Genomic DNA, 25,520 nt, shown 5'->3' with positions numbered 1-25,520 from the left:
TTAATCAAAATCAATAAAGTTTAACGGATTTACTGGGTATCCATCTCTCCATAATTCAAAATGTAAATGGGGTCCCGTAGTAAGCTCGCCTGTGTTTCCAACAGTTGCAATTACCTCGCCTCCTTCGACAATATCTCCTTGGCTTTTGCTTATGGATGCATTGTGTTTATAAACAGAAATAATGCCGTTAGGGTGTTCAATAATCATTACATTACCAGTGTCTACGGTCCATCCAGTAAAAATAACAGTGCCATCTGCTGCAGATTTTACAGGAGCGTCTTTAACCGTTACAATATCGACCGCAAAGTGTTTTTCCTCTGGATTATAGGATTCGCTAATAGTCCCTTTTACAGGTGCGAAGAAAACCACCCCTAATTCTATCTCACCCAATAATGGGTTGTATTTATCTTCTTGCGCCACCTTTTCTCTTAACAGAGAATCTTGTCTAGAAGCACTAAGGTCAATTTGAGAGGCGTCTATTCTTGCAGCTTCTACAATGGAGTCCTTGTTAAAATTAACTGCTGGTAAATCCCCCGAAAGCACCTTGCGTATAGAAGAAAGATATTGCTCATTGACATTAATAATCTGCTGTAGAGAGTCTGTTTTAAGGGAAAGCTCTGTTGCTTTTTGCTTCAACTTTACTGAAGAATATCCTGGAATATATTCGCGTAATGGAGTATATGCAATAATTATAGTGGTGACTGCAATTAAGAAAATAGCGGTTAACATACTAAAAACAAATACGTTTAATCTATTTAGCTTGAATGCAAAACGTTCCTCAAAAGTATCCTCGTTAAGTATCACCAAACGATATTTGTGAAGCAACTTCTTCCTAATTTTCTTGGACCTTCTTTCTTTAGGGTTCATTCTTTTTAAGCATCACTATATTAATTTTTCTGTATACAAATATAGAAATAAGATGCCTTGTGTTCATCCTTATCTTTAACTATAAACGTGGTATGTGACTATTTCTTATTACCTTTGTTCTATAAATTTTTTAAGCATGAATACATTTACCATATTTTTAGTAATAGGCTGGCCTCAAATAGTATTGATTGCAGTAGTGATTTTGTTATTGTTTGGAGGAAGGAAAATACCGGAATTGATGCGCGGTCTAGGAAGCGGGATAAAAGAATTTAAAGACGCTTCAAAAGAAGAAGGAGAAGAAGAAGGCAAAATAGAGAAATAAGATTTCTTGTTTTAAACTGAAAAACCCTTGACAATTTGATATTGTCAAGGGTTTTTTTGATGTTATAAGTGAAGTTTTCTATTTTATTTTTGCCGATTTCAATATTGACTCTAGCTCAAACTGAAGGTCTCTTTTTGCCACAGATGGAGCGTGAGTAAAACCTTCCATTACTAAATAACGATCATTCTTTTCGTCTAATATTACATAGTTAACAAAAGGGCCGGCCATATATTGATTGCGAACTTCCCATGTTCCTTTAGTCTCATAAGCAAACTTTCCATCTATTGAGGATTCAAAAAGATACGGAGCATAGGCTTCTTCTGTTATAAACTCGCCATCATCTTCTACCGGCATCTTTTTTAATCCTATACGATCGCGCATAGCAATTATGGAAGCAATCGTGTTGCTGTCGCGCTGGATCGTTTTCAGCGGTACTTCGTAAATAATAATATTCGTTGTGCCAGACTGCAGGTTTTTACTTATCCAATAAAAATCTTTTTCAGCCTTTGCAATATGATATGCTGAAGGGATTTCTAAGGTAACCCCAAAGTTTGCTGGAATCGAATCCAACCTCATTTTTGAAATCTTAGTACGCCTTTGTCTTTCTTTTATTTCACTTTTCTTGAACGCTGTAATAATTCTGTCGCTATTCTCACTAATAATTTTCACCAAGCCTTCTTGCGTTGTCGCTGTTACAAAGGCGCCTACTTGTGGTTTGGCATAAGGGTTTTTTCTAATGGCAATAGTGTCCTTGTCTGAAATCGTTGCGTGAATAAATAACCTGTATTTTCTTGCAAATCCAGAGTAGGTTTCTGGTGGCATTTGATTCATCGAGAATAAAGGTTCGTCTTGAGGCAGTCCTGGAGTTGGTGCCGCAAACCGATCTCTAATTATTTCGCCCACAGAATCTTTCCAGAGTTGATTCGTAATAATTACTTGCAAAGAGTTGATATTCCCTAAAGACTCTTGTTTGTATTTCTTTTTATCACCAGAATTATCACATCCAACACAAACCAATATTGATAACATGACTACATAAAACACCTTCATATCTTTGAGAATTTAATTTATAAGATTTTTAATTCCATTCCTATATTAATGTTTGCACCGCTAAGATCATTCCATTTTTTTATGTTATCAACGGTAACCCCAGGAAATTTTTGAGAAATGGTCCATAAAGAATCTCCATTCTTGACGACATAGGTTTTGGCGTTTGTGTTTTTTACGCGTTTTATTTTGCTTTCAATCTTTTTAGACACCAGGTTTCTTGGGTGAATAGTAAGTCGCTGTCCTATTTTTAAATTATTAGTTCTAAGACCATTCCATCTCTTTATTTGACTTACTCTTACTCCATACTTATTCGCTATTTTTCCTAAAAAGTCTCCACCTCTTACCCTGTAATAAACTTTTGAACCTTGATTTCCAAGTTCTGGTAAAGGCTTTTCTCCATTATTAAATTCTGCTTCAGCATAGGCATAGATCGCCTTTTCATTGTTCACAAATTTCCCGACAATATCGACGGGCAATCGCAAGGTATACACTTCGTCTTTGACCACTGGAATAATTCCTAATTTGTATTGAGGATTTAAAAACTCTAGTTCCTCTAAATCTATGGAAGCAACAGTGGCTACATGTTCCAATGCTATTTTCTTTTTTATGTGAATTGTATCTGTAGCAATATAAGGGATTCTTGGGCCTTGACTTTTAAAGCCGTGCTCTTCTGCATATTCAAAAATATACATGGTTGCTAAAAATGCGGGTACATATCCCGCCGTTTCACGTGGAAGATGATTTCTAATATTCCAATAATTAGTGCGTCCTCCTGAGCGACGTATTGCCTTGGCAACATTGCCTGGTCCAGAATTATAAGCCGCAAGCGCTAAATCCCAATCGCCCAAACTTTTATATAAAGACCGGAGATATTTACACGCTGCTTCAGTAGCCTTTAATGGATCGCTGCGCTCATCTACATAGCTATTTACGTCAAGCCCAAACATCTTTCCTGTACTAAACATGAACTGCCAGAGACCGGTAGCCCCCACTCTGGATTCTGCTGTAGGACGCAAAGCAGATTCAACGATGGCCAAGTATTTAATCTCCAAAGGCAGGTTGTATTTGTCAAGTGCCTCTTCAAACATAGGAAAATAATAGTCGCTTAAGCCAATAAGCTTTGCCATTGTTTTTCTTCGGTTCTTTAAATATCTTTTTATTACATTTTCTAAAGAAGGGTTGTACTCAACATTAAAGGGTGTTTTTGCGTTTAATTCTACCAATCGCTGTTTTAAAATTTCGGTGGGCAATTCTTCATATTCAACGGGCTCAAAATTCATTTGAGTTATGCTTCCGTAGACTTCTTCAAAAAGGGTAGAATTATAAAGCTCTTTAAGCCACAAACTATCGTATCTGCGGGCGGTTGCCATATCTTCAAGAAGAATAACAGTAGTGTCTCTTTTTTGGGTAGCAATAACAGTAGTTGGAAACTCTTGACCGTTATCTTTTATTTTAATGGAATCGATAACTGTGATTCTTTTTGTTTTAAGGGAATCAACAACTTGTATTTGATGAACAGAAATAGTGTCCTGTAAAACAGTTTTTACAAGAGCTTCTTTCACTACAACGATAGAATCGTTCTGGGCAAAAGCAGTATGGGAAATGACGCTAATAATAAATGCAATTGTAATTTTCATAGTAGGGTAACGAGCCATAATCGTATTTATTCTAAGATTGCCTGCACTCCGGGTAATTCTTTTCCTTCTAGCATTTCTAGCATGGCCCCACCACCGGTAGATACATAACTCATTTTTTTACCAAGATTAAATTGTTTTACCGCAGCCACAGAATCACCCCCACCCACTAATGAAAACGCTCCGTTTTGTGTTGCTTCTGCAATTGCATTTCCAAGAGAAATAGTTCCTTTTGCAAATTGCGCCATTTCAAAAACTCCCACAGGTCCATTCCATAAAATAGTCTTCGATGCTGCTATAACTCTAGCAAAATTAGCATTGGATTCTGGCCCTACATCTAATCCCATCCAACCCTGAGCGATATTGTCTATTGGTCTAACTTCAGTACTCGCAAATTCTGAAAAACTATTGGCTGCAATTACATCAACGGGAAGGTGAATTTGAACTCCTTTCTCTTTAGCAGCGCCCAAAATTTCTAGCGCTAAAGCCTGTTTGTCCTCTTCTATAAGGGATCCTCCTACTTCCCCTCCCTGAGCCTTGATAAATGTAAAAGCCATTCCTCCACCTATAATTAGATGATCTACTTTTTCAAGAATGTTTTCGATCACCCCGATTTTACTGGAAACTTTAGCCCCTCCAATAATTGCAGTAACTGGCTTTTTACTGTCTTCTAACACTTTTTTCACGCTTACAATTTCTGAAGCCAACAAAAGTCCAAAACACTTGTTGTCTGGAAAAAATTCAGTAATTACAGATGTAGAGGCATGTGCTCTATGCGCTGTGCCAAAAGCATCATTAACGTAAACATCACCGTGCTGTGCTAATCTTTTTGCAAACGCTCTATTTCCTGCGGTCTCCTCTTCGTAATACCTTAAGTTTTCCAACAACAGTATTTGTCCAGACTTTAAGTTTCCTGAAGCTTCAAGTGCTAGAGCCCCAACGCAGTCTTCGCTAAATTGTACTTTTACTCCTAATATAGAGGACACTTTTTCAATAATATGCCGCAATGAGAATTCGTTCTCGTTATTTTTTGGTCTTCCAAGATGAGACATTAAAACGCAGCTTCCACCGTCTTCTAAAACTTTTATAATTGTAGGCTTTGCAGCTTCAATTCTGGTCGTATCCTTCACGTTGAAATTCTCATCCAATGGGACATTAAAATCAACTCGAATAAGCGCTTTTTTGTTTTTAAAATTGAGGTCGTTTGCTGTAATCATATAAAAAATTTAAACACAAATATACAGCTTTTAGAAGCAGTTTGATATACTAATTTTTTCGCTTTAGGGTTGCTTTGAAATATGTACATTTGTGTATGGGGTTTGAAAAAGTTATAGGTCAAAATCATCTAAAAGCACATCTTAAAAAAAGTGTTGAAAACAAACGAATTCCGCACGCTCAATTATTTGTGGGCGATTCCGGTACGGGCGCATTGCCATTAGCCATTGCATATGCCCAAGAAATTTTGAGTAGTTCATTTGAGGTCGGCTCTGATGCTCATAATGCTTGTCTTAAAAAAGTAGCTGCGCTTATGCATCCAGATCTTCACTTTGTATACCCTATTAATACAAACGATGTTGTTAAAAAACATCCTTTGTCTTCAAATTTTTTGAAAGATTGGCGCTCCTTCGTCTCTAACAACCCCTATGGAACTTTATATCAATGGCTAGAAACGCTGGGTATTGAAAAAAAGCAGGGTAATATAAACGTAGATGAAGCCAAGGAAATGATGAAAGCGTTATCGTTAAAAGCATACGATGGTGGTTATAAGATTATGATTGTTTGGATGGCAGATAGAATGAATACCGCTTGCGCCAATAAGATTTTAAAACTTGTTGAGGAGCCACCAGACAAAACCGTGTTACTACTAATTACCGAACAAGAAGAACATATTCTGGGGACCATAAAGTCCCGTTGTCAAAAACTGCAATTTCCTAAATTATCCGAACAGCAAATAAAATCACAACTAATTGATTTAAAAGGAGTTAATGAAGCAAGAGCGTCTTCGATCAGCAAACAAGCCCAAGGAGATTTCAACAAAGCCCTAACCTTGTTAACGGAAGATGGCGATGACATTCTTTTTGAAAAATGGTTTATCTCTTGGATGCGAACAGCCTTTAAAGCTAAAGGAAATAAATCTGCCATAAATAGCTTGATTACTTGGAGTGAAGAAATAGCAGGACAAGGAAGAGAGACACAAAAAAAATTCTTGGCCTATTGTACTGAAACATTTAGACAGGCTCTCCTAAAAAACTACAATGCCCAATCATTACTTTTTTTTAAAGCGAATGATGCTAATTTCACTTTAGAAAAATTTGCTCCGTTTATTCATCAAAATAATATTTTTGACTTGACTGAATCATTAGACGAAGCTTCTTACCATATTGGACGAAATGGAAATGCCAAAATAATTTTTACAGACCTCTCTATAAAAATGACGCGGCTTATTCATAAAAAAGAATAAATAAGTTTTACTTATTACATAACAGGATGGCGATCTGTTTTGTTTATTTTAAAAGCGCTCTTTTTAGAGGCTCTCAGTTGCTTTAAATGTTTTTACATCCTGGACAAAGACCCTGTTTGTTTTTGAGCCTAAGGGCGTAGTTATTTCCCTAAATCAGAATTTACGATAGCAATATATGAGTGAGGAATGCTCTTTTGTTCTCAAAGCTTTTAAATTTGACCATAGTCCAACCAAAAGTGCTTTCAAAGAAAAGGATGCATTGCTTTTATATTTTTCTGACAAAAGACTCACATAAAAAGAATCGAAAAGCAAGGGCTTGGTTTTTGTCAATCTCAGATCATTCGAAAAAATCACATTCATGCTTTCTCTTGAAAAGTGCCATAAATGTCTTGGCACATCGAAGGCCGCCCAAAATTCTTTATAATAATGCGCATCGTAACTTTTATAATTAGGAACAGCAATTATTAATACCCCGTCTTTTTCCAACAGGACCTCGATTTTTAACAATGTTTTTTGTAAATCTGGAAGGTGCTCTAAAACATGCCATAGGGTAATTACTGTAAACTTATTACCTGTGTAGTCATCTATAGATTCTTTTAAATCCAAACCCTTTGTCTTGGCAAGTTCTCTTGCTTTCGTGCTTGGTTCTACTCCTTGAACATTCCATCCATTTTCAAAAATCGCTTTACAAAATTCTCCCGTACCTGCACCAATATCTAAGAGAGTACTCTTGTCAGCAGAAAGGCTATTGACTAATTTTACTTTATTTGATAGCGAATATTTCTTTACTGCTTTATACAAAAACGCCATTAATCCTTTAGCCTCGTCGTTATGCGAAATATATTCATCGCTATCGTAATAGCACTCTAAATTTTCAATACTGGGCTGAGGACATGTAATTAACAATTCTCTTTTGCTATCCAAGAACAAATCAAAAGACTCACCTGTTTTAAAATGATCTTTGGTCGTTATGTACTTGCGATTTGTTGAGAAATTCAAAGTGAAATATGTGGTTTTTATTTTTGAGTCCTTTATTGTTCCACGTGAAACATCCTCCCTATCGCCCCATATATACGAGCATTACAGAAATATCATTGGGAGAAACGCCGCTTATTCGGGAAGCCTGAGAAACAGTTACTGGCTTTATCGCAGATAGTTTTTCACGCGCTTCGTACGACAAGGACTTCATTTTAGAATAATCAAAGTTGTCCGGTATTTTAATTCCTTCTAGGCGATTTAATTTATCCGCATTGTTTTTTTCTTTTGCAATATAGCCGGCATACTTCACTTGTATTTCCGCCTGTTGAAGAACTTCATGATCCAACTCATTTTCCATAATAAAGGAATTTACTGAATCTATTTTCTGCATATCTTCCATAGTAATATTTGGTCTCGAAAAAGACCTCACCAACTTATCACTTTGTGAAACTAATGCCGAACCCTTATTCTCTAATATTGGATTGATAATCTCTGGTGCGACACTCGTTTCTTTGAAAAATGTTATAAAAGCATCGCTTTTCTCTTTCTTGAGTTCCATCACTCTTATTCTTTCTTCTGACGCCAATCCGAGTTTATGTCCCATTGGAGTTAATCTAAAATCTGCATTGTCTTGTCGAAGTAAGGTTCTATATTCTGCGCGAGACGTAAACATTCTATAAGGCTCGTCTGTTCCTTTAGTAATCAAGTCATCAACCAAAACACCTATATAGGCCTCGTTTCTTTTTAAAATAAATGGCTCTTGTTCTTTACCTTTAAGATGTGCGTTTATACCCGCCATTAAACCTTGCGATGCTGCCTCCTCATATCCTGTAGTACCATTAATTTGCCCTGCAAAATATAGCCCATTCACAATTTTCGTTTCTAAGGTGTGTTTAAGTTGTGTTGGAGGGAAGTAATCGTATTCGATCGCATAGCCTGGTCTAAAAAATTTGACATTCTCAAAACCTACTACTTTTCGCAATGCTTTAAACTGAACGTCTTCGGGCAAGGATGTTGAAAAACCATTAATATAATATTCCACTGTATTCCATCCTTCTGGCTCAACAAAAAGTTGGTGGCTATTTTTGTCTGCAAAACGATTAATTTTATCTTCAATGGAAGGACAATATCTTGGGCCTAGACTTTGAATAGAACCATTAAACATTGGGGATCTATCGAAACCTTCTTTTAACATTTCGTGCACTTCGCTACTCGTGTGACTCATGTGACAGTCCCGTTGCACTGTGAGCGGTTTTGTGCGGTCTAAGTAAGAAAATTTTTCTGGCCTTTCATCTCCTGGCTGTACGGTCATCTTAGAAAAGTCTAAGGACCTTCCATCCACTCTAGGGGGGGTTCCTGTTTTCATTCTTCCAGATTCAAATCCTAAATCTGACAATTCTTTTGTAATTCCGTGTGCCGCTCTTTCCCCCGCACGTCCTCCTCCAAATTGCTTTTCCCCTATATGAATCAATCCATTCAAAAAGGTGCCATTTGTTAACACCACAGATTTTGCATAAACCTCAATACCCAGTGATGTTTTTACCCCTTTTATTTTATCTCCCTCTACAATAATACCCGAAACCATTTCTTGATAAAAATCCAAGTTTGGAGTTCCTTCTAGCATTAATCTCCATGTCTCTGCAAAACGCATACGGTCACTTTGAACACGCGGGCTCCACATTGCTGGTCCCTTAGATTTGTTAAGCATTTTAAATTGTATGGCTGTATTATCAGAAATAATACCGCTATAGCCCCCAAGCGCATCTATCTCACGAACAATTTGACCTTTAGCAATCCCGCCCATGGCAGGGTTGCAAGACATCTGTCCAATATTCTGTAGATTCATCGTGATGAGCAGGGTCTTTGACCCCATATTAGCCGCTGCAGCCGCCGCCTCGCCACCTGCGTGTCCACCACCAACTACAATAACATCGTATTCTTTTTCAAACATAGTACACAAATACATCGTTCCACGTGGAACAAAATGAAAATTATTTATTATTTACCTGACCTTCAATTATTTGCAAGGCCTCATCTTCCTTTAATCTCATTAATTCAGCTTCTGACTCGGTTTTATCCTTATATCCGCAATAATGCAAAATACCATGAATGATTACTCTATCAAGCTCTTGGCTAAAGGGTGTTTTAAACAGCATTGCGTTTTCTTTAACCCGCTCTACCGAAATATATATTTCCCCGTGAATTTCTTTTCCCAAAGAATTATCAAAACTAATAATATCAGTAAGTGTGTCATGTTGTAAAAAATCAACATTCAACTTATGAAGATAGTCATCATTACAGAAGATGTAATTTATATCCCCTAATTCAAATCCTTCAAATGCAATTACATCTTCAATCCATTTCGATATAACCGCTGTATTCTTAAATTCAAAATCAGTCTCAGAAAAAAAATTAATCATTGCCTTTCTTAAAATACGTTTGTACTTTCTCCTTGTATTCTTGACGCAAAGGTAAGGCTTCCCTATTTAATATTTCGGTGGTATTAAAGTACTTTTTTATGTCCTCGGGAGACATGGGTTTTATGTTATTAAAGTCTCTGTAATTAGTTTGAGACTCCCGCTTCGTATCCTGCCCTTGTTCAAAATCTGCCTCTTCTAATTTTAGCAACTCATATTCAAGGTTAAGCATCTTTTCTAAAGTTCGCTGATTAAAACCCTTATCTAAAAGTTGCCGTTCTATTCCTTCCATCTTCTTTAATAAATCACCCCCCCGCCCATCGAGACCTTCTTTACTCAATTTATCCTGCAGCTGCTCTCTAAGCTGTTGTTGTTGTTTGAATATTTCAAACAATTCACCATCATTATTCTCGCTTTCTCCTTCGCCATTTCGACCATTTTCCCCATCACCGCCATTTCCTTCGCCTCCTTTACCCTCTCCTTCACCAGAGCCATCCCCTTCGCCTTCCCCTTCACCTTCTCCTTCTCCTTCTCCTTCACCCTCTCCTTCTCCTTCACCCTCTCCCTCGCCTTCTCCTTCACCCTCTCCTTCTTTTCCCTTCTCGCCATCTCCCATACCTTCTTGCATTTGTCCTGAAAGACTTTTTTGCTTTTCAATAATGTCTGGTAACTGAAACCCTTCTCCCTGCCCCTGACCTTTTCCAGGCATTGGCATTCCTTCTCCACCACTTCCGCTACCAGGCATAGGCATTTGCGCTTGCATATTGGTTAATATACTAGCGAGCATATTAGCCAATTCGTTGGCGCCAGTAACCGCGTATTGTTGACTGCTAACTCCCTTTCGCAACATATTTTCAGCAAGTCGCTCCATAGATTTGTTGATATTATATTGAACCTCTGTTAATGACTCGTTAATCATTTCGCTCATCATAGGTTGTCTCAACGATAAAGCAAACAAGCTATCATCAATATGCTGGAAATTCTGCTTTAAATCGTTTTGCATATTAAGCCTCTTTCCAAAGACAGGGTTGCCGTAATCTGTCTTTTTGAAGTCCTCCATTAAATCCTCCTGCCTGAATGAGAACACCACAAGGTTGTCCAATACTTGTCTTAGCATATCAACATCTTCTTGCATTTGCTCTTGACTTCCTCCTGACATTTGCTGCTGCATTTGGGCTCCCATTTCCTGCATTTTCTTACCCGCCTTCTTCTGGTTTACTTTTGCGCCTTGTTTGTCCTCTTTTTCTAATTTTTCTGAAGCCTGTTTTTGTTCTTCAGAAACGACCTTTTCCCCCACTTTATCCTGCGGCATTTCCATAGGATCCTTTAGTTCCTTATTTTCCTTTTGAAGCGCCTCCATCTGTTTTTTGTACTCTTCAAACGCTTTGTTGATTTTTTCTTGAGCTTCCTTTGTGTTTTTGTCCTCTGGTTGGTCCGCAAGCTTCTCCTGTTCCTTTCCTAATTTAAACAGTTCTTCTGCTAACTTTTCGCCTTTTTTCTCAACATAGTATCGCTTTGTCAATTCTAACAATTGTTCCAAGTTCTTTTCTTGGTTTTTATTTTGTTTTGAAACGTTTTCAAGCTTTTCTGTCAGCTCCTCTTTTGAAAGTTTTTCCTGCAGTTTTTCTAATTCCTCCAACAACTTTTCGTTCTCCTTTAACTTTTCCTGGTTGTCTTCTAACCGCTCTTCAAGCCTCTCTTTAAAGGAGTCCTTTTCTTCATTTTCCGGTTGAAATTTTTCTAAGTTTTCTTGGAGTTGTTTTGAAAACTTCTGCATCATCTGCTCCTGTTTTTTCTGTCTTTTTATAACGTCTTCCAATTTCTTTTTATCATTCCAATTAAGGTTTTCTTTTTCTTTCTGAAGCTTTTCGATTTCCTCTAACCGCTTTTCTTGCTTCTTCATTTCGTCCAACGCCCTATCCATTCCTTTAATAGCATCTTCCTGGTTTTGAAGAAGTTCGTTTTCTATCTCATCCTCCGTTAATTTTCTAAAATTATAAACAGCAGATTTACTGCTTTTAAATTTATGTAATGCGTCATTATCAAAAACCTCAAAATAATATTCATACGCAGTCCCTGGAGTTAAATCTAAGTTCCCCGGAAAAACGTACGTAAATTGATCAAAATTAGTTTTGTTAATCGATAGAGAACGATATGCCCTTGCTTGATTTTGTCCTTGAGGATAATAAACCAGTTGTAATTTTGAGAGCCCATAATCATCAGATATCTCCCCTAAAAAGTAAACGGGCTCGCTGCTTAAACTATCTTGTTTAGATTTTAGTTCAATTTCTGGATATTCATCTTTAATTACTCCTAATGTGAAGGATAGGTTCTCATATTCCTTTAAGTTTTCGTTGGACGTAGTAATTGCATAATCCAACTTAGAATAAATGCCCTTATCAAAACTAAATTCTTGTTGGTTTGCATTAAAACGATAAACGGTATCTCGCGTTTTTAATGTTACCTCATCTGTATTTTGTGCAACAACCTTCCAAGAAACTTTAGTGCCCTCAGGTACTGTTGCGTTTCCAGTACTGTTAAGCTTTTCATCCTTTCGCCCCGTATAGCCTGGGTAGTTTAAAAACATTTCAAACCCTACTAAAGAAGGTGTTTTAACTACTTCTAAATCATATTGTTTAGAGGTCACTTTATTTGCTTTTAACTGAAACACTACCAATTCGCTTGGTTGAAAAAAGGTGTGTTCAAACCTTCCTGGTGCTGTTTGTTGCAAAAAGTAGGTTTCACCGTTAAAAGAAATACTAGCGTTGTCCGGTACCGCCTCTCCTTCCGTCCTTATTTGGACTGTATAGGGCTTGTTCTCGATGGCAGTTAAACTTTCATTTACTACATAAAAGCTGAAAGGAGCCGGGGGTTCGTAGGCAATATCATAATTTACTACCCGATTATAACTACTGCTAAAGGTGTCGTCATCACCAAGAACACCAACCAAAAATATAATTAACACAGGTATTGCTACATATTTTAAATATTTGATGTTTTTCTTAAAATTTACGGCTTTCTGAAAAACCACCGGTTGCATCTCAGATGCTTTTTGATCTATACTAGCCGCTAATAACTCAGACTCCCGTTGATTTTGATTTAACTGAATAACATTAAGGAGCTTATCATTTACTTGCGGAAAGTGATTGCCAATAATCCAGGCAGCTTGTTCGTTGCTTATTCCTTGTTGCAACTTGAAAAGTTTAAGTAAGGGGAACGCAACAAACCGAACAAAGAGTCCTGCTTCAACAGCGACAAAAATCCAAAACAAAAAGGTGCGTCCTATAGGCCTTAACCAAAGATAGTATTCGACTAACAAGGTTAACACAAACCACAACAAACCAATTGCAAAAAAAAGAATAGCCCCTTTGATTAATTCGTTCGTATAATATTTTTTTATAAATTGTTCCAGCTTTGACTGGATAATTGAAAATGAACTCATAAATTTATTGTTCGTCCGTTGTTAATTCTAAAAATACATGAATTTCTTATAGCAAAAAACACTCCAAAAGACCGCATTATGAAGGATTTAAAATATTTGTTAGCGTATGCAATACCAATAACAGCCGTAATCGGTCTCTATTTTGGATCCTATTGGGCATTTTTCACTCCTGTTTTTGCCTTTGTCTTGATGCCTGTTTTTGAAATCTTGCTTCCTATACGTGCATCAAACCTTAATAAAGAAGAAATAATTTCAAAGACAGGAGACAAATTCTTTAACTGGTTGCTATACTTAAACGCTCCCCTTGTATTAGGTATCGTTGGATATTATTTATGGAGCCTAAATCAAATTTCCTACTCAACTTTTGAATTGATTGGGCTCACCTCTTCAGTGGGTATTGTTGTAGGGAGCAATGGAATTAACGTAGCACACGAACTAGGGCACCGACAACTTCAATTTGAAAAAACGCTTGGCAAATTATTGCTCTTGCCTGCTTTGTATATGCATTTCTTTATTGAACACAACTTTGGCCATCATCAAAATGCTGCCACCGCTGAAGATCCTGCAAGTGCAAACTACAATCAAAGCGTGTATTCTTTTTGGTTTACCTCCATTATACGGCAATACAGCAGCGCTTGGAAAATACAGGGTGACTTACTGAAACGTGAAGGACGCCCATTTTTTAGCGTTAAAAATGATATGATGTGGTATGTCTTTTTTCAATTGGCATATCTCTTTACTATTCACTTTTGGCTAGGAGGTTTATCCGTATTGATTGCTTTATTCATAGCTGTTTCGGGCGTATTGTTGTTAGAAACCATTAACTATATTGAACATTATGGCTTGCGCCGAAACAAAACAAAATCTGGTCGTTATAAACGCGTAACCGAAATACATTCTTGGAATTCCAACCACGTTTTAGGAAGGGTCATGCTATACGAGCTAACCCGTCACAGCGATCACCATTACAGATCTAACAAAAAATATCAGTTACTTGATTACCATATCATAAGCCCGCAAATGCCATACGGGTATCCAACTTCTATGGTATTGTCATTATTTCCACCACTGTGGTTTAAAATTATGAACAAGAATATTCCTCAGGAAATGAAGGATTAAAAAGGATGCTATTTTAAATTTACGATGGGTATTTTAATAGAAAACTTAAGCGCTACCTTTTTAGAATATATACCTTTGCTTTTTAATAAAAATGATCCTTTTCATCATTAAAGTTACCTGCACGCTCAGGTCCTAAAACAAGTTTTAAATGACACAAAAAGTTCGCGTACGTTTTGCGCCTAGTCCAACTGGACCATTACATATAGGGGGGGTTCGCACCGCTTTGTTTAATTATTTATTTGCTAAAAAACACGGTGGAGATTTTGTGCTTCGGATTGAAGATACAGATCAAAATCGCTATGTTGTAGGGGCAGAACAATATATAGTGGACGCTATGAATTGGTTGGGGATTCCTTTTGATGAATCTCCGTCTAATCCAGCAGGTTTTGAGCCATATCGTCAAAGCGAGCGTAAAGACTTGTATAAAAAATATGCCGATCAACTTATTGAAAACGGGCACGCATATTACGCTTTTGATAGCGCTGACGCATTGGACACACACCGTAAAAAAGACGAGGAAAATGGTAAAACCTTTATTTATAATTGGCACAACCGCCTAATACTAGACAATTCTCTTTCGCTTTCAAAAGAAGAGCTTCAGAAAAAAATGGGTGCTGGAGAAAATTATGTGATTCGATTTAAAAGTCCACAAGATGAAACTTTGATGATGAAAGATATCATTCGCGGAAGCATTAAAATTGACACAAACGTACTGGATGATAAAGTTTTATTTAAAAGTGATGGGATGCCTACCTATCATTTAGCAAATATCGTTGATGATCATTTAATGGAAATAACACACGTTATTAGAGGTGAAGAATGGTTGCCTTCCATGGCATTACACGTTTTGCTATATCGAAGTCTTGGCTGGGGCGCGCCTAAGTTTGCACATTTACCACTCATATTAAAACCTGACGGAAAAGGAAAGTTAAGCAAGCGAGACGGAGATGCTGCTGGTTTTCCAGTATTCCCTTTAGAGTGGATTCCTGAAAAAGGAGGGAAATTTATGGGCTATCGCGAAGAAGGATATATACCCGCAGCGGTTATAAATATGCTTGCCTTTTTAGGTTGGAATCCAGGAACGGAACAAGAACTTTTTAGTTTGGAAGATTTAATTGAAGCTTTTTCGCTTGAAAATGTAAATAAATCTGGAGCTCGTTTTGACCCTAAAAAATCGATTTGGTTTCAAAACCAGTATCTTCAAAAGCAAGAAAATGGTGTCTTAGCGTTAGAGTTTGAGGACTATTTACGAGAACACCAGCCTTACATAATTAAAAAAGCAAAAGACGTAAACGCTCTTAATCTAATAACCATTGTAGGATTGATAAAAGAACGCGCAAATTTTGTTTCAGATTTATGGGAGCAGGGGAGCTTCTTTTTTGAGACACCAGCATCATATGACGAAAAAGCAAGTAAAAAAGCGTTTAAAGAAGACACCGCAAGATATTTGACCTCAGTTGCTACCATTTTGGAAGGTGAGACGGTTTTTACCGCTGCGTCTGTTTCTGCCATTATAAAGGGGTGGATTACTGATAATGAAATTAGTTTTGGAAAAATAATGATGCCTATGAGGCTCGCATTGGTAGGCGCAATGAAAGGACCCGATGTTTTTGATATTGTAAGTGTTTTAGGAAAAGAAGAGGCCCTTCTAAGAATCAAAAATGCAATTAACCACCTGTCTTAATCTTAATAAATTCTTTTGCAATCACCTCAACTTAAGTTTAATCTTCGAAAAAGATCATAACAGAATTATCTTAAGATTTGTTATCCTTGGTTATTTGTCTTGTTGTTGATTAAGTAAAAATCCTTTCAGGAAAACACTTAAAAATAAATAACAGCAGCCACAGTAGCAGTGCTGCTGTTTCCTTTAAATTTTTTATTTTCTAAATTTTTTTTATTTAGGTTTCCTAAAATATTCGTGAATCCATATTGATAATTAACAATTATTCTAAAGCTTTCTAATCCTGCAGTCACCCCTACATAGCCCACCCCATTAAAGGTTGAAATGTCTTCAACATTCTTTGCGGTAATTGTGGTATACCCTTCAATGATGTAGTTTTCAAACTGTTCGTTTTTTAATTCCATTTTACTGTTTACGTTCAGCATCGGTCCAGCTTCAATGGAAAGATGTTTTTTGACAATATTATAACTCAGCAAAAAATTGATTTGCGCCCCAATTATGGTATAATCAATAAGCTGTGTGTCTAAAACACCACCTGTGGGCAACGAGTTGACTCCTCTTACTCGAATTTGATTGGAAAGAAAATTGAGACCATAGATAAAATCAAAATTATTTCTAAAAGCGCCTCTTGTTGTAAACCCACCGGTAACACCCGTTCGAGATTCCGTTATTAAATCGTTTGTTTTGATGTCAAAAATAGACAGACCCCCTTGTATTCCAATCCTATTATAGTTATCATATCCCGTGTTTCTCTGTGCTTGTGATACCGTACAAAAACAAACTGCAACTGTAACAAAAATAATGTGTTTAATGGTCATTTTTAGTCGGTGTTAAATTGCACTAAAATAGCTTTAATTTTGTATATTAAAATTCTAATCCTTAAAAATAACCAACATGGGTAGTCTTTTGTATTTAATTCCGTTTCTCTTCATTGCATTTGTTATTCTTATAACAGGAATCTTTACTGTACGGCAACAAACGGCTGCTGTTATTGAACGCTTTGGTAAATTTTTAAAAGCCAGACACTCTGGATTAAACTTTAAAATTCCAGTGGTTGATCGAATAGCTGGGCGTATTAATTTAAAAGTACAACAACTAGACGTGTTGGTTGAGACCAAAACCAAAGATGATGTTTTTGTACGTTTAAAGATTTCCGTTCAGTTTCAAGTAATCAAAGAGAAAGTGTATGATGCTTTTTATAAGCTTGAAAATCCGCACGATCAAATTACATCGTATGTATTTGATGTGGTGCGTGCAGAAGTGCCTAAAATGAAATTAGATGACGTTTTTGAGCGGAAGGATGATATTGCCATCGCTGTAAAACAAGAATTAAACCAAGCGATGAGCGATTACGGCTATGACATTATCAAAACATTGGTAACAGATATTGATCCAGACGTTCAAGTTAAAGCTGCAATGAATAGGATTAACGCTGCTGAAAGAGAAAAAGTAGCGGCAGGATATGAAGCAGAAGCAGAACGAATTAAGATAGTAGCAAAAGCAAGAGCCGAAGCTGAAAGTAAGCGCCTGCAAGGACAGGGTATTGCAGATCAACGAAGAGAAATCGCTCGTGGGTTAGAAGAAAGTGTGGATGTTTTAAACAATGTTGGGATTAACTCTCAAGAAGCTTCAGCATTGATTGTGGTAACACAGCATTATGATACCTTACAATCTATTGGTGAGGCAACAAACACAAATTTAATTCTCTTACCAAATTCACCTCAAGCGGGGAGCAACATGTTAAACGATATGATTGCCAGTTTTGTGGCAAGTAACCAAATAGGCGAAGAGATGAAAAAAACAAATGCGGTAAAAGGTATTGGCGCAAAAACAAAGAAAAAACAAACGCCACCACCTCCAAGTGCTTGAGGGTTTAATGATGATGTTCCATTTTAAAGATTAACGCTATATGGTGTTTTTGAAAAATTTTATTTATTGTAATTTAATCTTTTTACTATTTTTAAGTTGCAAAAACCTGCAGACAGATGAGGATAACATCTACACCTGTAAATTTTCAAGTAGCCGTGTATATATTGAATTAGAAGACAATAGAGCTACGCTGTATAAACAAAAGCCTACCCGACTGACAGTTTCAACAAAATTTGTGGATAGATCAAGTTTAGAAATATTGGCTCAAGACCTCTATAAAGTGGGTAGTAATGGCAAGGAATTTACCTATGAAATAGATACAGACCATTCATTAAAGTATGTGACGATAACTGTTAATGCGCAAACAACTGAACGAGGGGTGTTTTTTTGTCAACTTCAAATACCATTCGGAGATTTATAAGTTTTTTTTGATAAATCGAGAGATAAAAAGAGCCTCGTATTTTAGCGTTCATGGCTTTTTAATTTCTACTTAATAGAAACTACGCTTTTATTTTTTCTTGGATTTGCGATCAACGCTTGAGCGTATTTTATCGATGCAATAAGATGCAATTGGAGCTAATAGTTGAAATAAGAAAGCACTTGATGTAAGACTTTCTAAAAAACTTCCAAACAATCTTGAAGGAGTAACCTTTTCTTTTGCTTTGTGCAGGCTTAATTTCACCTCCTCTTTATTAATTTGAGCTTGGAGATTTAATCTTTTTAGATCAAAATCTATTTCTTCGAAAGATGCGTACGGTTTCCTCATAATGTTTATTCATTAGTTGGTTTTATGGCAACCTCGTTTTCCTTTTGCCATATTTGACCGATCCCCCTCCTCTACTAGCAGTGCCGAAAACTTAGTTAACATAGCTTTTATAATCGCCTTTCTTCCGAATATAGAAATGAGTGCAATTGTTACCAGATAAAATCCGCCAACAACAAAAAAGCCTGCAGATGGGTATCCTATAATTCTACTAAGCCATAATGAAAAGCCAATGGATACAAATGCAAGCACTAGCAAAGACAAGCTCCCAATAATTAAGGAGATAACTAAAGAAGTAGCAAACTTCATTGTGTACTTGAAGAGGCGAAGTTTATAATACTCCGATGTGTTTTCAATGTATTCCTGTGTTTTTTCCCCTGCGGTGCTTAAGTTGTCAGAAAGTGCTTTAAAAGCCATATTACGAAGTTGCTTTTGTTGCCGGAGTCTTTTGCTCTTCCACTTTTACCTCCTTTTGCAACTTCGCATTTTGCGCACGCAGAGTTCGTAATTTAGACTCTAGTGCGGCTAAAATATCTTCCGCTTTATAACTTGCCGAAGACAATGTGTTTTCTAAACTTTCCTCAAATGTTAGTTTCGCACTTTCCGCATTAGACCCCAAGATTTCCTCAGCCTCTTTTAATTGTTTTTTAAATTTTTTTTCTGCTTTCTTCGTTTCCTTAGCAATTTTCTCTCTGGTTTTTGCGCCAGAATCTGGAGCGTATAGTATTCCTATTCCTGCACCGATCGCCGCGCCTGTTAAAATTGCAAGTAAAGTTGTTCCTGTATTTGATGCCATTTTTGTAGAGTTTTAAAGTTATTTAATCCACATAAGGATAATTAACCGTTTAAGAAACCCCTGTAATTTAACGATTAATAGACATTAAAAGGTATAAAATCAGCTTAATTTTAGTAGATTTTTGTCAGTTATTGTTAAAAAACGGCTGTAAATCTTAAGATTCACCTAGAAATTGACAGAACATTTACTTCTTATATTTAACGCCCTTTTATTGATCAATCTTTGTCCAAGAGTCTCTAAGTCCAACGGTGCGATTAAAAACTTTTTTATCTAATGTGGAATCTTTGTCCACAGTAAAGTAACCTATACGCTGAAATTGTACTTTATCTTCAACTTGTAATTCGCTCAAACTTGGTTCGCCATATCCTGTTATGATATCTAAAGAATTAGGGTTTACAAATTCCATAAAATCCTTGTCTTTATGGGTGTCTGGAGATGGGTCTATAAATAATCTATCATAGCGTCTAACTTCAATTTCTAAAGCATCTTTAATAGAAACCCAATGCAAGGTTCCTTTTACTTTTCTCATAGATGCGTCGGTGCCGCTGCCGCTTCTGCTTTCTGGATCGTAGGTACAGTGTATTTCGGTCACATTACCATCACCGTCTTTCACACAACTCTCTGCTTTAATAATATATGCGTTTTTAAGCCTAACTTCTTTACCTAATTTCAGACGGAAAAACTTCTTGTTTGCTTCTTCTCTAAAGTCTTCCTTCTCAATGTACAATTCTCTTGAAAAAGGCAATTTTCTAAAACCAGCATTTTCATCTTCTTGGTTATTTTCAGCGTCTAACCACTCGGTTTTCTCCTCTGGGAAGTTCGTGATAATAACTTTTACCGGATCTAAAACAGCCATTACTCGATCTGCTACTTTATTAAGGTCCTCCCGAATACTAAATTCAAGCCTTGAAACATCGATTAAGTTATCTCTTTTTCCCACACCAATACCCTCTGCAAAATTGCGAATAGATGCTGGTGTATATCCACGTCTTCTCAATCCTGAAATTGTAGGCATTCTTGGGTCATCCCAACTAGCAACAACACCATTTTCTACCAATCTCGCTAGCTTTCGCTTACTCACAACCGTGTGACTTAAATTTCTTCTAGCAAATTCCCGTTGTTTTGGTCTTAGTTTTTCTGAAACCACCACTTCATCTAAAAACCAATCGTATAATTCACGGTGTGGTAAAAATTCTAAGGTGCAAAATGAGTGCGACACTTGCTCTATATAGTCACTTTCTCCGTGGGTCCAATCGTACATAGGGAAGATTTTCCAATCTGTTCCTGTACGGTGATGACTTTTATGTAAGGTTCTGTAGATTATTGGGTCGCGCATCAACATATTAGTACTCGTCATGTTTATTTTTGCCCGTAGCACGTGGAGCCCCTCAGGTGCTTCGCCTGTTTTCATTTGCTCAAAAAGCGCCAAGTTTACTTCTACAGAACGATTTCTGAAAGGACTATTGACACCCTCTTTTATTGGTGTTCCTTTTTGTTCTGCTATAGCGTCACTAGATTGAGAATCTACATAAGCCTTTCCATTATTAATGAGTACAATAGCCCAATCATATAGCTGCTGAAAGTAATCACTCGCATAACATTCTTGTGCCCACTCAAAACCTAGCCACTCTATGTCTCGTTTTATTGCCTCTACAAATCGCTGCTCTTCTTTTGCTGGGTTTGTGTCATCAAACCTTAAATTAACCGGAGCGTTATAGCGCAATCCCAAGCCAAAGTTTAAAGAAATAGAAGACGCATGCCCAATATGTAAATACCCATTAGGTTCCGGCGGAAACCTGAAACACAAGGTGTCTTTAGAATGTGATGTTTTCAAATCATCTTCTATTATTTGTTCTATAAAATTCAACGGTTCCTTTTCTTCGCTCATGACGGTTTCAGTTCTGAAAATTTAAAATCTTTTGTTTTTCGGCAAAACACATCTTCTAGTTGCATCCCGAAATAATCACACAAAGATACCTTTTCTTGTTAAAAGGAAGTGAATACTAAATAGCATCTACTACTTAAATTTTATATTTACAAAAAGTAATTTGTTATGAGTAAAATTGAATTGAAAAATGTTAGAATTTTCACCAATCACGGCTGTCTTACTGAAGAAGAAAAAATAGGAAGTGATTATTTAGTAAACCTTGCTGTTGATTCTAATTTATTAGCCGCCGCACAAAGTGATAATTTGGTTGACACTGTTGATTATGTAACCTTAAATACAATTATCAAAGAAGAAATGGCTGTCCGTTCTAAGCTTTTAGAGACTGTTGGCCACAGAATCATAACACGTATTTTAGAGGGTTTTTCTGAAATAACATTTGTAACCGTTACCATTTCTAAACTAAACCCACCCATTGGTGGTGATGTAGAAGCTGTTAGTGTTACTATGACTTCTGCATAATTCAAAAGAAGTCTATTAGGTAAAGAACCTCCTCTTGAATTTTGAAATAAAGACTTTCATTTGGATTTTCCTACCTATCCCAAAAACCATCTCGCTATAATTACGAAGCAGACTATTACCTTAAAGCTCGAATTTTACCCTATGTTTTTGATGGAACTATATTCGCCCCTCAAGGGAAAGAACTTTTGTTAATATTACGATTGTTTATGCTAATCTTCAAATCACAATAAATACGAAACACGCACTAATTATTTTCTCTCCCTTCGCAGGTAAAAGAGGAGGAACTTAAAAGAGTAAATCTTTGTAGTTTTTAATTGTTTAAGTACTGGTTAATCTTTTATATTTGCGTTTTATTTAGGATTGTGAAAAACTCATTCCTTAGTAGAAATTTAATGGCATCTTGGCCGAGTGGCTAGGCAGAGGTCTGCAAAACCTTCTACAGCGGTTCGAATCCGCTAGATGCCTCTCAAATTATTTAACTCTCATGCTAAAAAAGCATGGGAGTTTTTTTATGGGTGTGATTCATCCCAATAGCTATCGAGCCCCTAGATACCTAAACAGACGCTTCCTTTTTTAATTAAAGGCATTTTATCTAAAATATAATTAGTGTGTTTCTTTTAATCCGGAATTAGACTCTTTAATGGTTATTTCTTGATCAGGTATTTTTTCCAATTCAGCATTAATTCTATCCGGAAATATACCCTGAACTAGCATTAAAACTCCGAAACCAATAATTAGTAGGCTTACCCATTTTTTTGTTTTCACCGTAAACCTAGGGGTCATTTTATTCTTTAATTTTTTTGCCAAGACTATTTTTAAAATATCGGTAGTTATAAAAACAAATAAAACAATACTTATAAAAAACCAAACGCCTCTTGGAGTTGACTTATGAGCATTTGCAATAATTATCATGCCCACCCAACCTGCTAAGACTCCAAAATTCACAAAGTTTAAAAAGAATCCTTTAAGAAATAAATTACGAAGATTGCTTTTAACTTGTATTGCGTGGTGTTCGCGAACAATTTTATAGAGTGATTTATTGGTTTGGATATAAGAAATAATCCCGTAGGCAACTAAAATTCCCCCTCCAAAAATAAGTAACGCTGGATCATCTTTAACCCGATCAAGTAATTTTGAGGTGCTAAAATACGCAATAAGTATAAATATAAGATCGGCAAAAATTGCGCCGCTATCAAAGGCTAAACCTGCTTTAAAGCCTTTTATAATACTTGTTTCAATAAGTGTAAAAAAAACTGGACCCACGGCAAAAGCCATGAAGAATCCATAAAAGGCCGCAAAAAGAAAACCATCAAACATAGTTGCTGTAAAGTTACAAAACCTTTGATGGATTTTCTATTCTGAATATTATTTTTACCAAGCCTTCGTATTTCTAAACAAAATTTGGTTTTTGTAATAAATATAACTCAGACGTCAGTTATAATTTACAACTCCTTCTCTTATATTAAAGATCTTAACTAGCTCCCAACATTGTAAAATCAAGATGCTTTCTTTCTAAATCTGCATTCTTTACTTTCACTAGTACTTCATCACCTAAGGTGTATACGTTCCTATATTTTTGACCAACAACCGCATAATCTTCTTTTATGAATTCATAACGATCATCACGCATATCTTGGATTCGAACCATTCCTTCGCATTTATTAGCTATAATCTCAATGTATATTCCCCACTCAGTAACACCGCTAATTACTCCCAGGAATTCCTCGTCTTGATGATCTTTCATAAACTTGATTTGCATGTATTTAATACTATCACGTTCTGCTCTTGTTGCTAGGTTTTCCATATCGCTAGAGTGTCTACATTTTTCTTCAAACGTTTCTTCTTTTGCGGATTCGTTATTGTCAAGATATCGTTGTAAAAGCCTATGTACCATTACATCTGGATATCGTCTAATTGGTGATGTAAAATGGGTATAATAATCAAATGCTAAACCGTAATGACCAATATTATTTGTAGTATACACCGCCTTACTCATACTTCTTATAGCAAGTGTATCTATTAAATTTTGTTCTTTTCTTCCGTGAACATCTTTTAATAATGCGTTCATAGATTTTGCAGTAGTATTTCTATCTCGGGTATCTAATTTATAACCAAATTGCTTTATTATCTTTTCTAATGCCGCAATCTTTTCATCATCTGGTTCATCATGGACACGATATACAAATGTCTTTTTTTGTTTTCCTATATACTCTGCAACACTCCGGTTTGCTAGGAGCATGAATTCTTCTATAAGTTTATTAGCATCTTTACTTTCCTTAAAGTAAACACCTGCAGGCTCACTATTTTCGTCTAATCTGAACTTAACTTCCACTTTATCAAATGAAATTGCACCAGCGTTCATTCTTTTCGTACGTAGAATCTTTGCCAATCTATCCATTTCTAAAATAGCAATAGCAATAGGTTTTTCTACTTGATATTGTTTGTCTGTTATAGATATTTCAGCAGGTATGGTAAGTTGTTCTACTGAAATAGAATCAAAATCTCGCAGGCCCGTTGGCGTTGAAGCTTCAATGATTTGTTGTGCTTCTTCATAAGCAAAGCGTGCATCACTGTACGTTACCGTTTTTCCAAACCACTGGTTTAAAATCTTGGCATTTTTATCCATTTCAAATACTGCTGAAAAGGTATATTTTTCTTCGTGAGGTCTCAGAGAACAAGCTCCATTAGAAAGTATTTCTGGTAACATAGGTACCACCCTATCTACCAGATAAACCGAGGTAGCTCTTTCATAAGCTTCATCATCTAGCATCGTACCTGTTTGTAAATAATGCGATACGTCTGCAATATGAATTCCTATTTCGTAATTTCCATTTTTTAAAGTTTTGAAGGAAAGCGCATCATCAAAATCTTTTGCATCTTTTGGATCTATGGTAAAGGTTAAGTCTTTTCGCATATCCCGACGTTTCTTAATTTCTTCAGGATGTATTTTTGTGTCTATGGTATTTGCATATTCTTCTACTTCAGACGGAAATTCATACGGTAAACCATATTGTGCAAGAATTGCGTGGATCTCAGTGTTGTGTTCTCCGGGCATTCCTAATCGTTTGATGACACGACCAAAAGGAGAGTCTGCTTTTTCTGGCCAATCTTCCATTTCAACAAGTACAACTTCTCCTTGCTCTGCACCATTTATTTTTGCTTTAGGAACAAAAATATCGGTATGCATTTTATGATCATTAATTTCTACAAAGGCAAAATTTTCCTTAATACTTATAATTCCAACAAACTCCGTTTTCTTCCGTTCTATTATTTTAGTTACTTCTCCTTCAGTCTTGCCTCCTTTTAGGCGTTTGAAAACATAAACTTCTACCGTATCACCATGAAGTGATTTATTTAAGTTTTTACTTTTTACATAAATATCTTCTTCAAGATCTTCCGTGATAATATATCCTTGACCTCGTCCGGCCATGTCTACACGTCCTGTATAATAATTTTCTGAAGGTGTAATTATGTATTTTCCTCTATCAACCTCTTGAATGGTTTGCTTTCCTTGTAAATCCTTTAATTTCTTTATAATTTGATTGCGGCTACTAGCGTCATCAAGACCTAGTTTAGCTGCAATTTGTTTATAATTATGGGGTTGTGAGTGATCCTTACGAAGTATTGCGAGGATACTTTGGGTAAGGTTATCTATTTTATTAGACGACCTTCTATTTTTAGTTCTTTTCATTTATTTATTCTTGTCTCTTAATT

22 protein-coding genes and 1 tRNA gene are annotated in these 25,520 nt (G+C 36.3%); 8 read left to right on the top strand and 15 right to left on the bottom strand.

Features of this window, described 5'->3' with window-relative positions:
• On the bottom strand, positions 1–867 hold the full coding sequence (locus tag ABXT67_RS05485) for a M23 family metallopeptidase (protein ID WP_415376275.1): 867 nt from the start codon (positions 865–867) through the stop codon (positions 1–3).
• A 136-nt stretch (positions 868–1,003) separates the two neighbouring features.
• On the opposite strand from ABXT67_RS05485, the gene ABXT67_RS05480 reads away from it, so the two are divergent.
• Positions 1,004–1,189 carry a twin-arginine translocase TatA/TatE family subunit gene (locus ABXT67_RS05480; protein ID WP_415376274.1) on the top strand — a complete coding sequence of 62 codons (186 nt, stop codon included), beginning with the start codon at positions 1,004–1,006 and terminating at the stop codon, positions 1,187–1,189.
• Between the two features lie 78 nt (positions 1,190–1,267).
• Here ABXT67_RS05480 and ABXT67_RS05475 read toward each other — a convergent pair whose 3' ends face one another.
• From ABXT67_RS05475 to ABXT67_RS05465, 3 genes are read right to left on the bottom strand one after another with little or no spacing between them, the layout of a single operon-like run.
• A complete protein-coding gene (locus ABXT67_RS05475) occupies positions 1,268–2,239 on the bottom strand; it encodes a DUF4837 family protein (RefSeq protein WP_415376273.1) in 972 nt (323 codons plus the stop codon).
• Positions 2,240–2,256: 17 nt separating this feature from the next.
• Positions 2,257–3,876: a LysM peptidoglycan-binding domain-containing protein gene (locus ABXT67_RS05470; RefSeq protein ID WP_415376272.1), complete on the bottom strand. Its 1,620-nt coding sequence runs from the start codon at positions 3,874–3,876 to the stop codon at positions 2,257–2,259.
• Positions 3,877–3,902: 26 nt separating this feature from the next.
• Positions 3,903–5,090, bottom strand: coding sequence for a phosphoglycerate kinase (locus ABXT67_RS05465; protein WP_415376271.1), 1,188 nt, complete (start codon positions 5,088–5,090; stop codon positions 3,903–3,905).
• 95 nt (positions 5,091–5,185) lie between these two features.
• Here ABXT67_RS05465 and ABXT67_RS05460 point away from each other — a divergent pair, with 95 nt between their 5' ends.
• On the top strand, positions 5,186–6,334 hold the full coding sequence (locus tag ABXT67_RS05460) for an ATP-binding protein (protein ID WP_415376270.1): 1,149 nt from the start codon (positions 5,186–5,188) through the stop codon (positions 6,332–6,334).
• A 153-nt stretch (positions 6,335–6,487) separates the two neighbouring features.
• Here the strand turns inward: ABXT67_RS05460 and ABXT67_RS05455 are convergent, their stop codons facing one another.
• The 4 genes from ABXT67_RS05455 to ABXT67_RS05440 are packed head-to-tail and all read right to left on the bottom strand — an operon-like array spanning position 6,488 to position 13,171.
• The gene (locus ABXT67_RS05455; RefSeq protein WP_415376269.1) at positions 6,488–7,333 is read right to left on the bottom strand and encodes a class I SAM-dependent methyltransferase; all 846 of its coding nucleotides are present in this window, start codon (positions 7,331–7,333) and stop codon (positions 6,488–6,490) included.
• 58 nt (positions 7,334–7,391) lie between these two features.
• Positions 7,392–9,263: a tRNA uridine-5-carboxymethylaminomethyl(34) synthesis enzyme MnmG gene (gene mnmG, locus ABXT67_RS05450; protein WP_415376268.1), complete on the bottom strand. Its 1,872-nt coding sequence runs from the start codon at positions 9,261–9,263 to the stop codon at positions 7,392–7,394.
• Between the two features lie 40 nt (positions 9,264–9,303).
• The gene (gene ybeY, locus ABXT67_RS05445) at positions 9,304–9,732 is read right to left on the bottom strand and encodes an rRNA maturation RNase YbeY (RefSeq protein WP_415376267.1); all 429 of its coding nucleotides are present in this window, start codon (positions 9,730–9,732) and stop codon (positions 9,304–9,306) included.
• The gene (locus ABXT67_RS05440; protein WP_415376266.1) at positions 9,725–13,171 is read right to left on the bottom strand and encodes a DUF4175 family protein; all 3,447 of its coding nucleotides are present in this window, start codon (positions 13,169–13,171) and stop codon (positions 9,725–9,727) included. Before ABXT67_RS05440 ends, ybeY begins: the two co-directional genes overlap by 8 nt.
• Positions 13,172–13,249: 78 nt before the next feature.
• Here ABXT67_RS05440 and ABXT67_RS05435 point away from each other — a divergent pair, with 78 nt between their 5' ends.
• Together ABXT67_RS05435 and gltX are read left to right on the top strand one after the other, a co-directional pair.
• Positions 13,250–14,290 carry an alkane 1-monooxygenase gene (locus ABXT67_RS05435; RefSeq protein ID WP_415376265.1) on the top strand — a complete coding sequence of 347 codons (1,041 nt, stop codon included), beginning with the start codon at positions 13,250–13,252 and terminating at the stop codon, positions 14,288–14,290.
• Positions 14,291–14,438: 148 nt separating this feature from the next.
• Positions 14,439–15,974 (top strand): glutamate--tRNA ligase, encoded by a 1,536-nt coding sequence (gene gltX / locus ABXT67_RS05430; protein ID WP_415376264.1) that lies wholly within the window; start codon positions 14,439–14,441, stop codon positions 15,972–15,974.
• Between the two features lie 137 nt (positions 15,975–16,111).
• Here the strand turns inward: gltX and ABXT67_RS05425 are convergent, their stop codons facing one another.
• Positions 16,112–16,789 (bottom strand): outer membrane beta-barrel protein, encoded by a 678-nt coding sequence (locus tag ABXT67_RS05425; protein WP_415376263.1) that lies wholly within the window; start codon positions 16,787–16,789, stop codon positions 16,112–16,114.
• A 76-nt stretch (positions 16,790–16,865) separates the two neighbouring features.
• Here ABXT67_RS05425 and ABXT67_RS05420 point away from each other — a divergent pair, with 76 nt between their 5' ends.
• Both ABXT67_RS05420 and ABXT67_RS05415 read left to right on the top strand, forming a co-directional pair.
• Complete coding sequence (locus ABXT67_RS05420) at positions 16,866–17,840, top strand: SPFH domain-containing protein (protein WP_415376262.1); 975 nt, start codon at positions 16,866–16,868, stop codon at positions 17,838–17,840.
• Positions 17,841–18,075: 235 nt separating this feature from the next.
• Positions 18,076–18,261 (top strand): hypothetical protein, encoded by a 186-nt coding sequence (locus ABXT67_RS05415; RefSeq protein WP_415376261.1) that lies wholly within the window; start codon positions 18,076–18,078, stop codon positions 18,259–18,261.
• Positions 18,262–18,348: 87 nt separating this feature from the next.
• Here ABXT67_RS05415 and ABXT67_RS05410 read toward each other — a convergent pair whose 3' ends face one another.
• The 4 genes from ABXT67_RS05410 to ABXT67_RS05395 all read right to left on the bottom strand — a co-directional run bounded on the left by ABXT67_RS05410 (position 18,349) and on the right by ABXT67_RS05395 (position 21,287).
• On the bottom strand, positions 18,349–18,606 hold the full coding sequence (locus tag ABXT67_RS05410) for a DUF6327 family protein (protein WP_415376260.1): 258 nt from the start codon (positions 18,604–18,606) through the stop codon (positions 18,349–18,351).
• 12 nt (positions 18,607–18,618) lie between these two features.
• Positions 18,619–19,020, bottom strand: coding sequence for a hypothetical protein (locus ABXT67_RS05405; protein WP_415376259.1), 402 nt, complete (start codon positions 19,018–19,020; stop codon positions 18,619–18,621).
• 1 nt (position 19,021) lies between these two features.
• A complete protein-coding gene (locus tag ABXT67_RS05400; RefSeq protein ID WP_415376258.1) occupies positions 19,022–19,399 on the bottom strand; it encodes a YtxH domain-containing protein in 378 nt (125 codons plus the stop codon).
• Between the two features lie 208 nt (positions 19,400–19,607).
• Positions 19,608–21,287: a glutamine--tRNA ligase/YqeY domain fusion protein gene (locus ABXT67_RS05395; RefSeq protein WP_415376257.1), complete on the bottom strand. Its 1,680-nt coding sequence runs from the start codon at positions 21,285–21,287 to the stop codon at positions 19,608–19,610.
• A 165-nt stretch (positions 21,288–21,452) separates the two neighbouring features.
• Here ABXT67_RS05395 and folB point away from each other — a divergent pair, with 165 nt between their 5' ends.
• Together folB and ABXT67_RS05385 are read left to right on the top strand one after the other, a co-directional pair.
• The gene (gene folB / locus ABXT67_RS05390; RefSeq protein WP_415376256.1) at positions 21,453–21,806 is read left to right on the top strand and encodes a dihydroneopterin aldolase; all 354 of its coding nucleotides are present in this window, start codon (positions 21,453–21,455) and stop codon (positions 21,804–21,806) included.
• A 394-nt stretch (positions 21,807–22,200) separates the two neighbouring features.
• A tRNA-Cys gene (locus tag ABXT67_RS05385) sits at positions 22,201–22,271 on the top strand.
• Between the two features lie 138 nt (positions 22,272–22,409).
• Here the strand turns inward: ABXT67_RS05385 and ABXT67_RS05380 are convergent.
• Both ABXT67_RS05380 and rnr read right to left on the bottom strand, forming a co-directional pair.
• Positions 22,410–23,123 (bottom strand): LysE family translocator, encoded by a 714-nt coding sequence (locus tag ABXT67_RS05380; RefSeq protein WP_415376255.1) that lies wholly within the window; start codon positions 23,121–23,123, stop codon positions 22,410–22,412.
• A 154-nt stretch (positions 23,124–23,277) separates the two neighbouring features.
• Positions 23,278–25,497 carry a ribonuclease R gene (rnr, locus tag ABXT67_RS05375; RefSeq protein WP_415376254.1) on the bottom strand — a complete coding sequence of 740 codons (2,220 nt, stop codon included), beginning with the start codon at positions 25,495–25,497 and terminating at the stop codon, positions 23,278–23,280.
• Between the last annotated feature and the right edge of the window lie 23 nt (positions 25,498–25,520).

Origin of the sequence: Patiriisocius sp. Uisw_017 (assembly GCF_047731265.1) — a bacterium.
Lineage (GTDB): Bacteria > Bacteroidota > Bacteroidia > Flavobacteriales > Flavobacteriaceae > Patiriisocius.
This window is presented reverse-complemented; position numbering and strand designations above follow the sequence as displayed.

Coding starts and splice junctions, on each gene's coding strand:
- ABXT67_RS05475 (WP_415376273.1), bottom strand. CDS start 2,239: ATGAAGGTGTTTTATGTAGTCATGTTATCAATATTGGTTTGTGTTGGA.
- ABXT67_RS05405 (WP_415376259.1), bottom strand. CDS start 19,020: ATGGCTTTTAAAGCACTTTCTGACAACTTAAGCACCGCAGGGGAAAAA.
- gltX (WP_415376264.1), top strand. CDS start 14,439: ATGACACAAAAAGTTCGCGTACGTTTTGCGCCTAGTCCAACTGGACCA.
- ABXT67_RS05460 (WP_415376270.1), top strand. CDS start 5,186: ATGGGGTTTGAAAAAGTTATAGGTCAAAATCATCTAAAAGCACATCTT.
- ABXT67_RS05420 (WP_415376262.1), top strand. CDS start 16,866: ATGGGTAGTCTTTTGTATTTAATTCCGTTTCTCTTCATTGCATTTGTT.
- ABXT67_RS05480 (WP_415376274.1), top strand. CDS start 1,004: ATGAATACATTTACCATATTTTTAGTAATAGGCTGGCCTCAAATAGTA.
- rnr (WP_415376254.1), bottom strand. CDS start 25,497: ATGAAAAGAACTAAAAATAGAAGGTCGTCTAATAAAATAGATAACCTT.
- ybeY (WP_415376267.1), bottom strand. CDS start 9,732: ATGATTAATTTTTTTTCTGAGACTGATTTTGAATTTAAGAATACAGCG.
- ABXT67_RS05395 (WP_415376257.1), bottom strand. CDS start 21,287: ATGAGCGAAGAAAAGGAACCGTTGAATTTTATAGAACAAATAATAGAA.
- ABXT67_RS05400 (WP_415376258.1), bottom strand. CDS start 19,399: ATGGCATCAAATACAGGAACAACTTTACTTGCAATTTTAACAGGCGCG.
- ABXT67_RS05470 (WP_415376272.1), bottom strand. CDS start 3,876: ATGAAAATTACAATTGCATTTATTATTAGCGTCATTTCCCATACTGCT.
- mnmG (WP_415376268.1), bottom strand. CDS start 9,263: ATGTTTGAAAAAGAATACGATGTTATTGTAGTTGGTGGTGGACACGCA.
- ABXT67_RS05435 (WP_415376265.1), top strand. CDS start 13,250: ATGAAGGATTTAAAATATTTGTTAGCGTATGCAATACCAATAACAGCC.
- ABXT67_RS05380 (WP_415376255.1), bottom strand. CDS start 23,123: ATGTTTGATGGTTTTCTTTTTGCGGCCTTTTATGGATTCTTCATGGCT.
- ABXT67_RS05440 (WP_415376266.1), bottom strand. CDS start 13,171: ATGAGTTCATTTTCAATTATCCAGTCAAAGCTGGAACAATTTATAAAA.
- ABXT67_RS05425 (WP_415376263.1), bottom strand. CDS start 16,789: ATGACCATTAAACACATTATTTTTGTTACAGTTGCAGTTTGTTTTTGT.
- folB (WP_415376256.1), top strand. CDS start 21,453: ATGAGTAAAATTGAATTGAAAAATGTTAGAATTTTCACCAATCACGGC.
- ABXT67_RS05465 (WP_415376271.1), bottom strand. CDS start 5,090: ATGATTACAGCAAACGACCTCAATTTTAAAAACAAAAAAGCGCTTATT.
- ABXT67_RS05410 (WP_415376260.1), bottom strand. CDS start 18,606: ATGAGGAAACCGTACGCATCTTTCGAAGAAATAGATTTTGATCTAAAA.
- ABXT67_RS05485 (WP_415376275.1), bottom strand. CDS start 867: ATGAACCCTAAAGAAAGAAGGTCCAAGAAAATTAGGAAGAAGTTGCTT.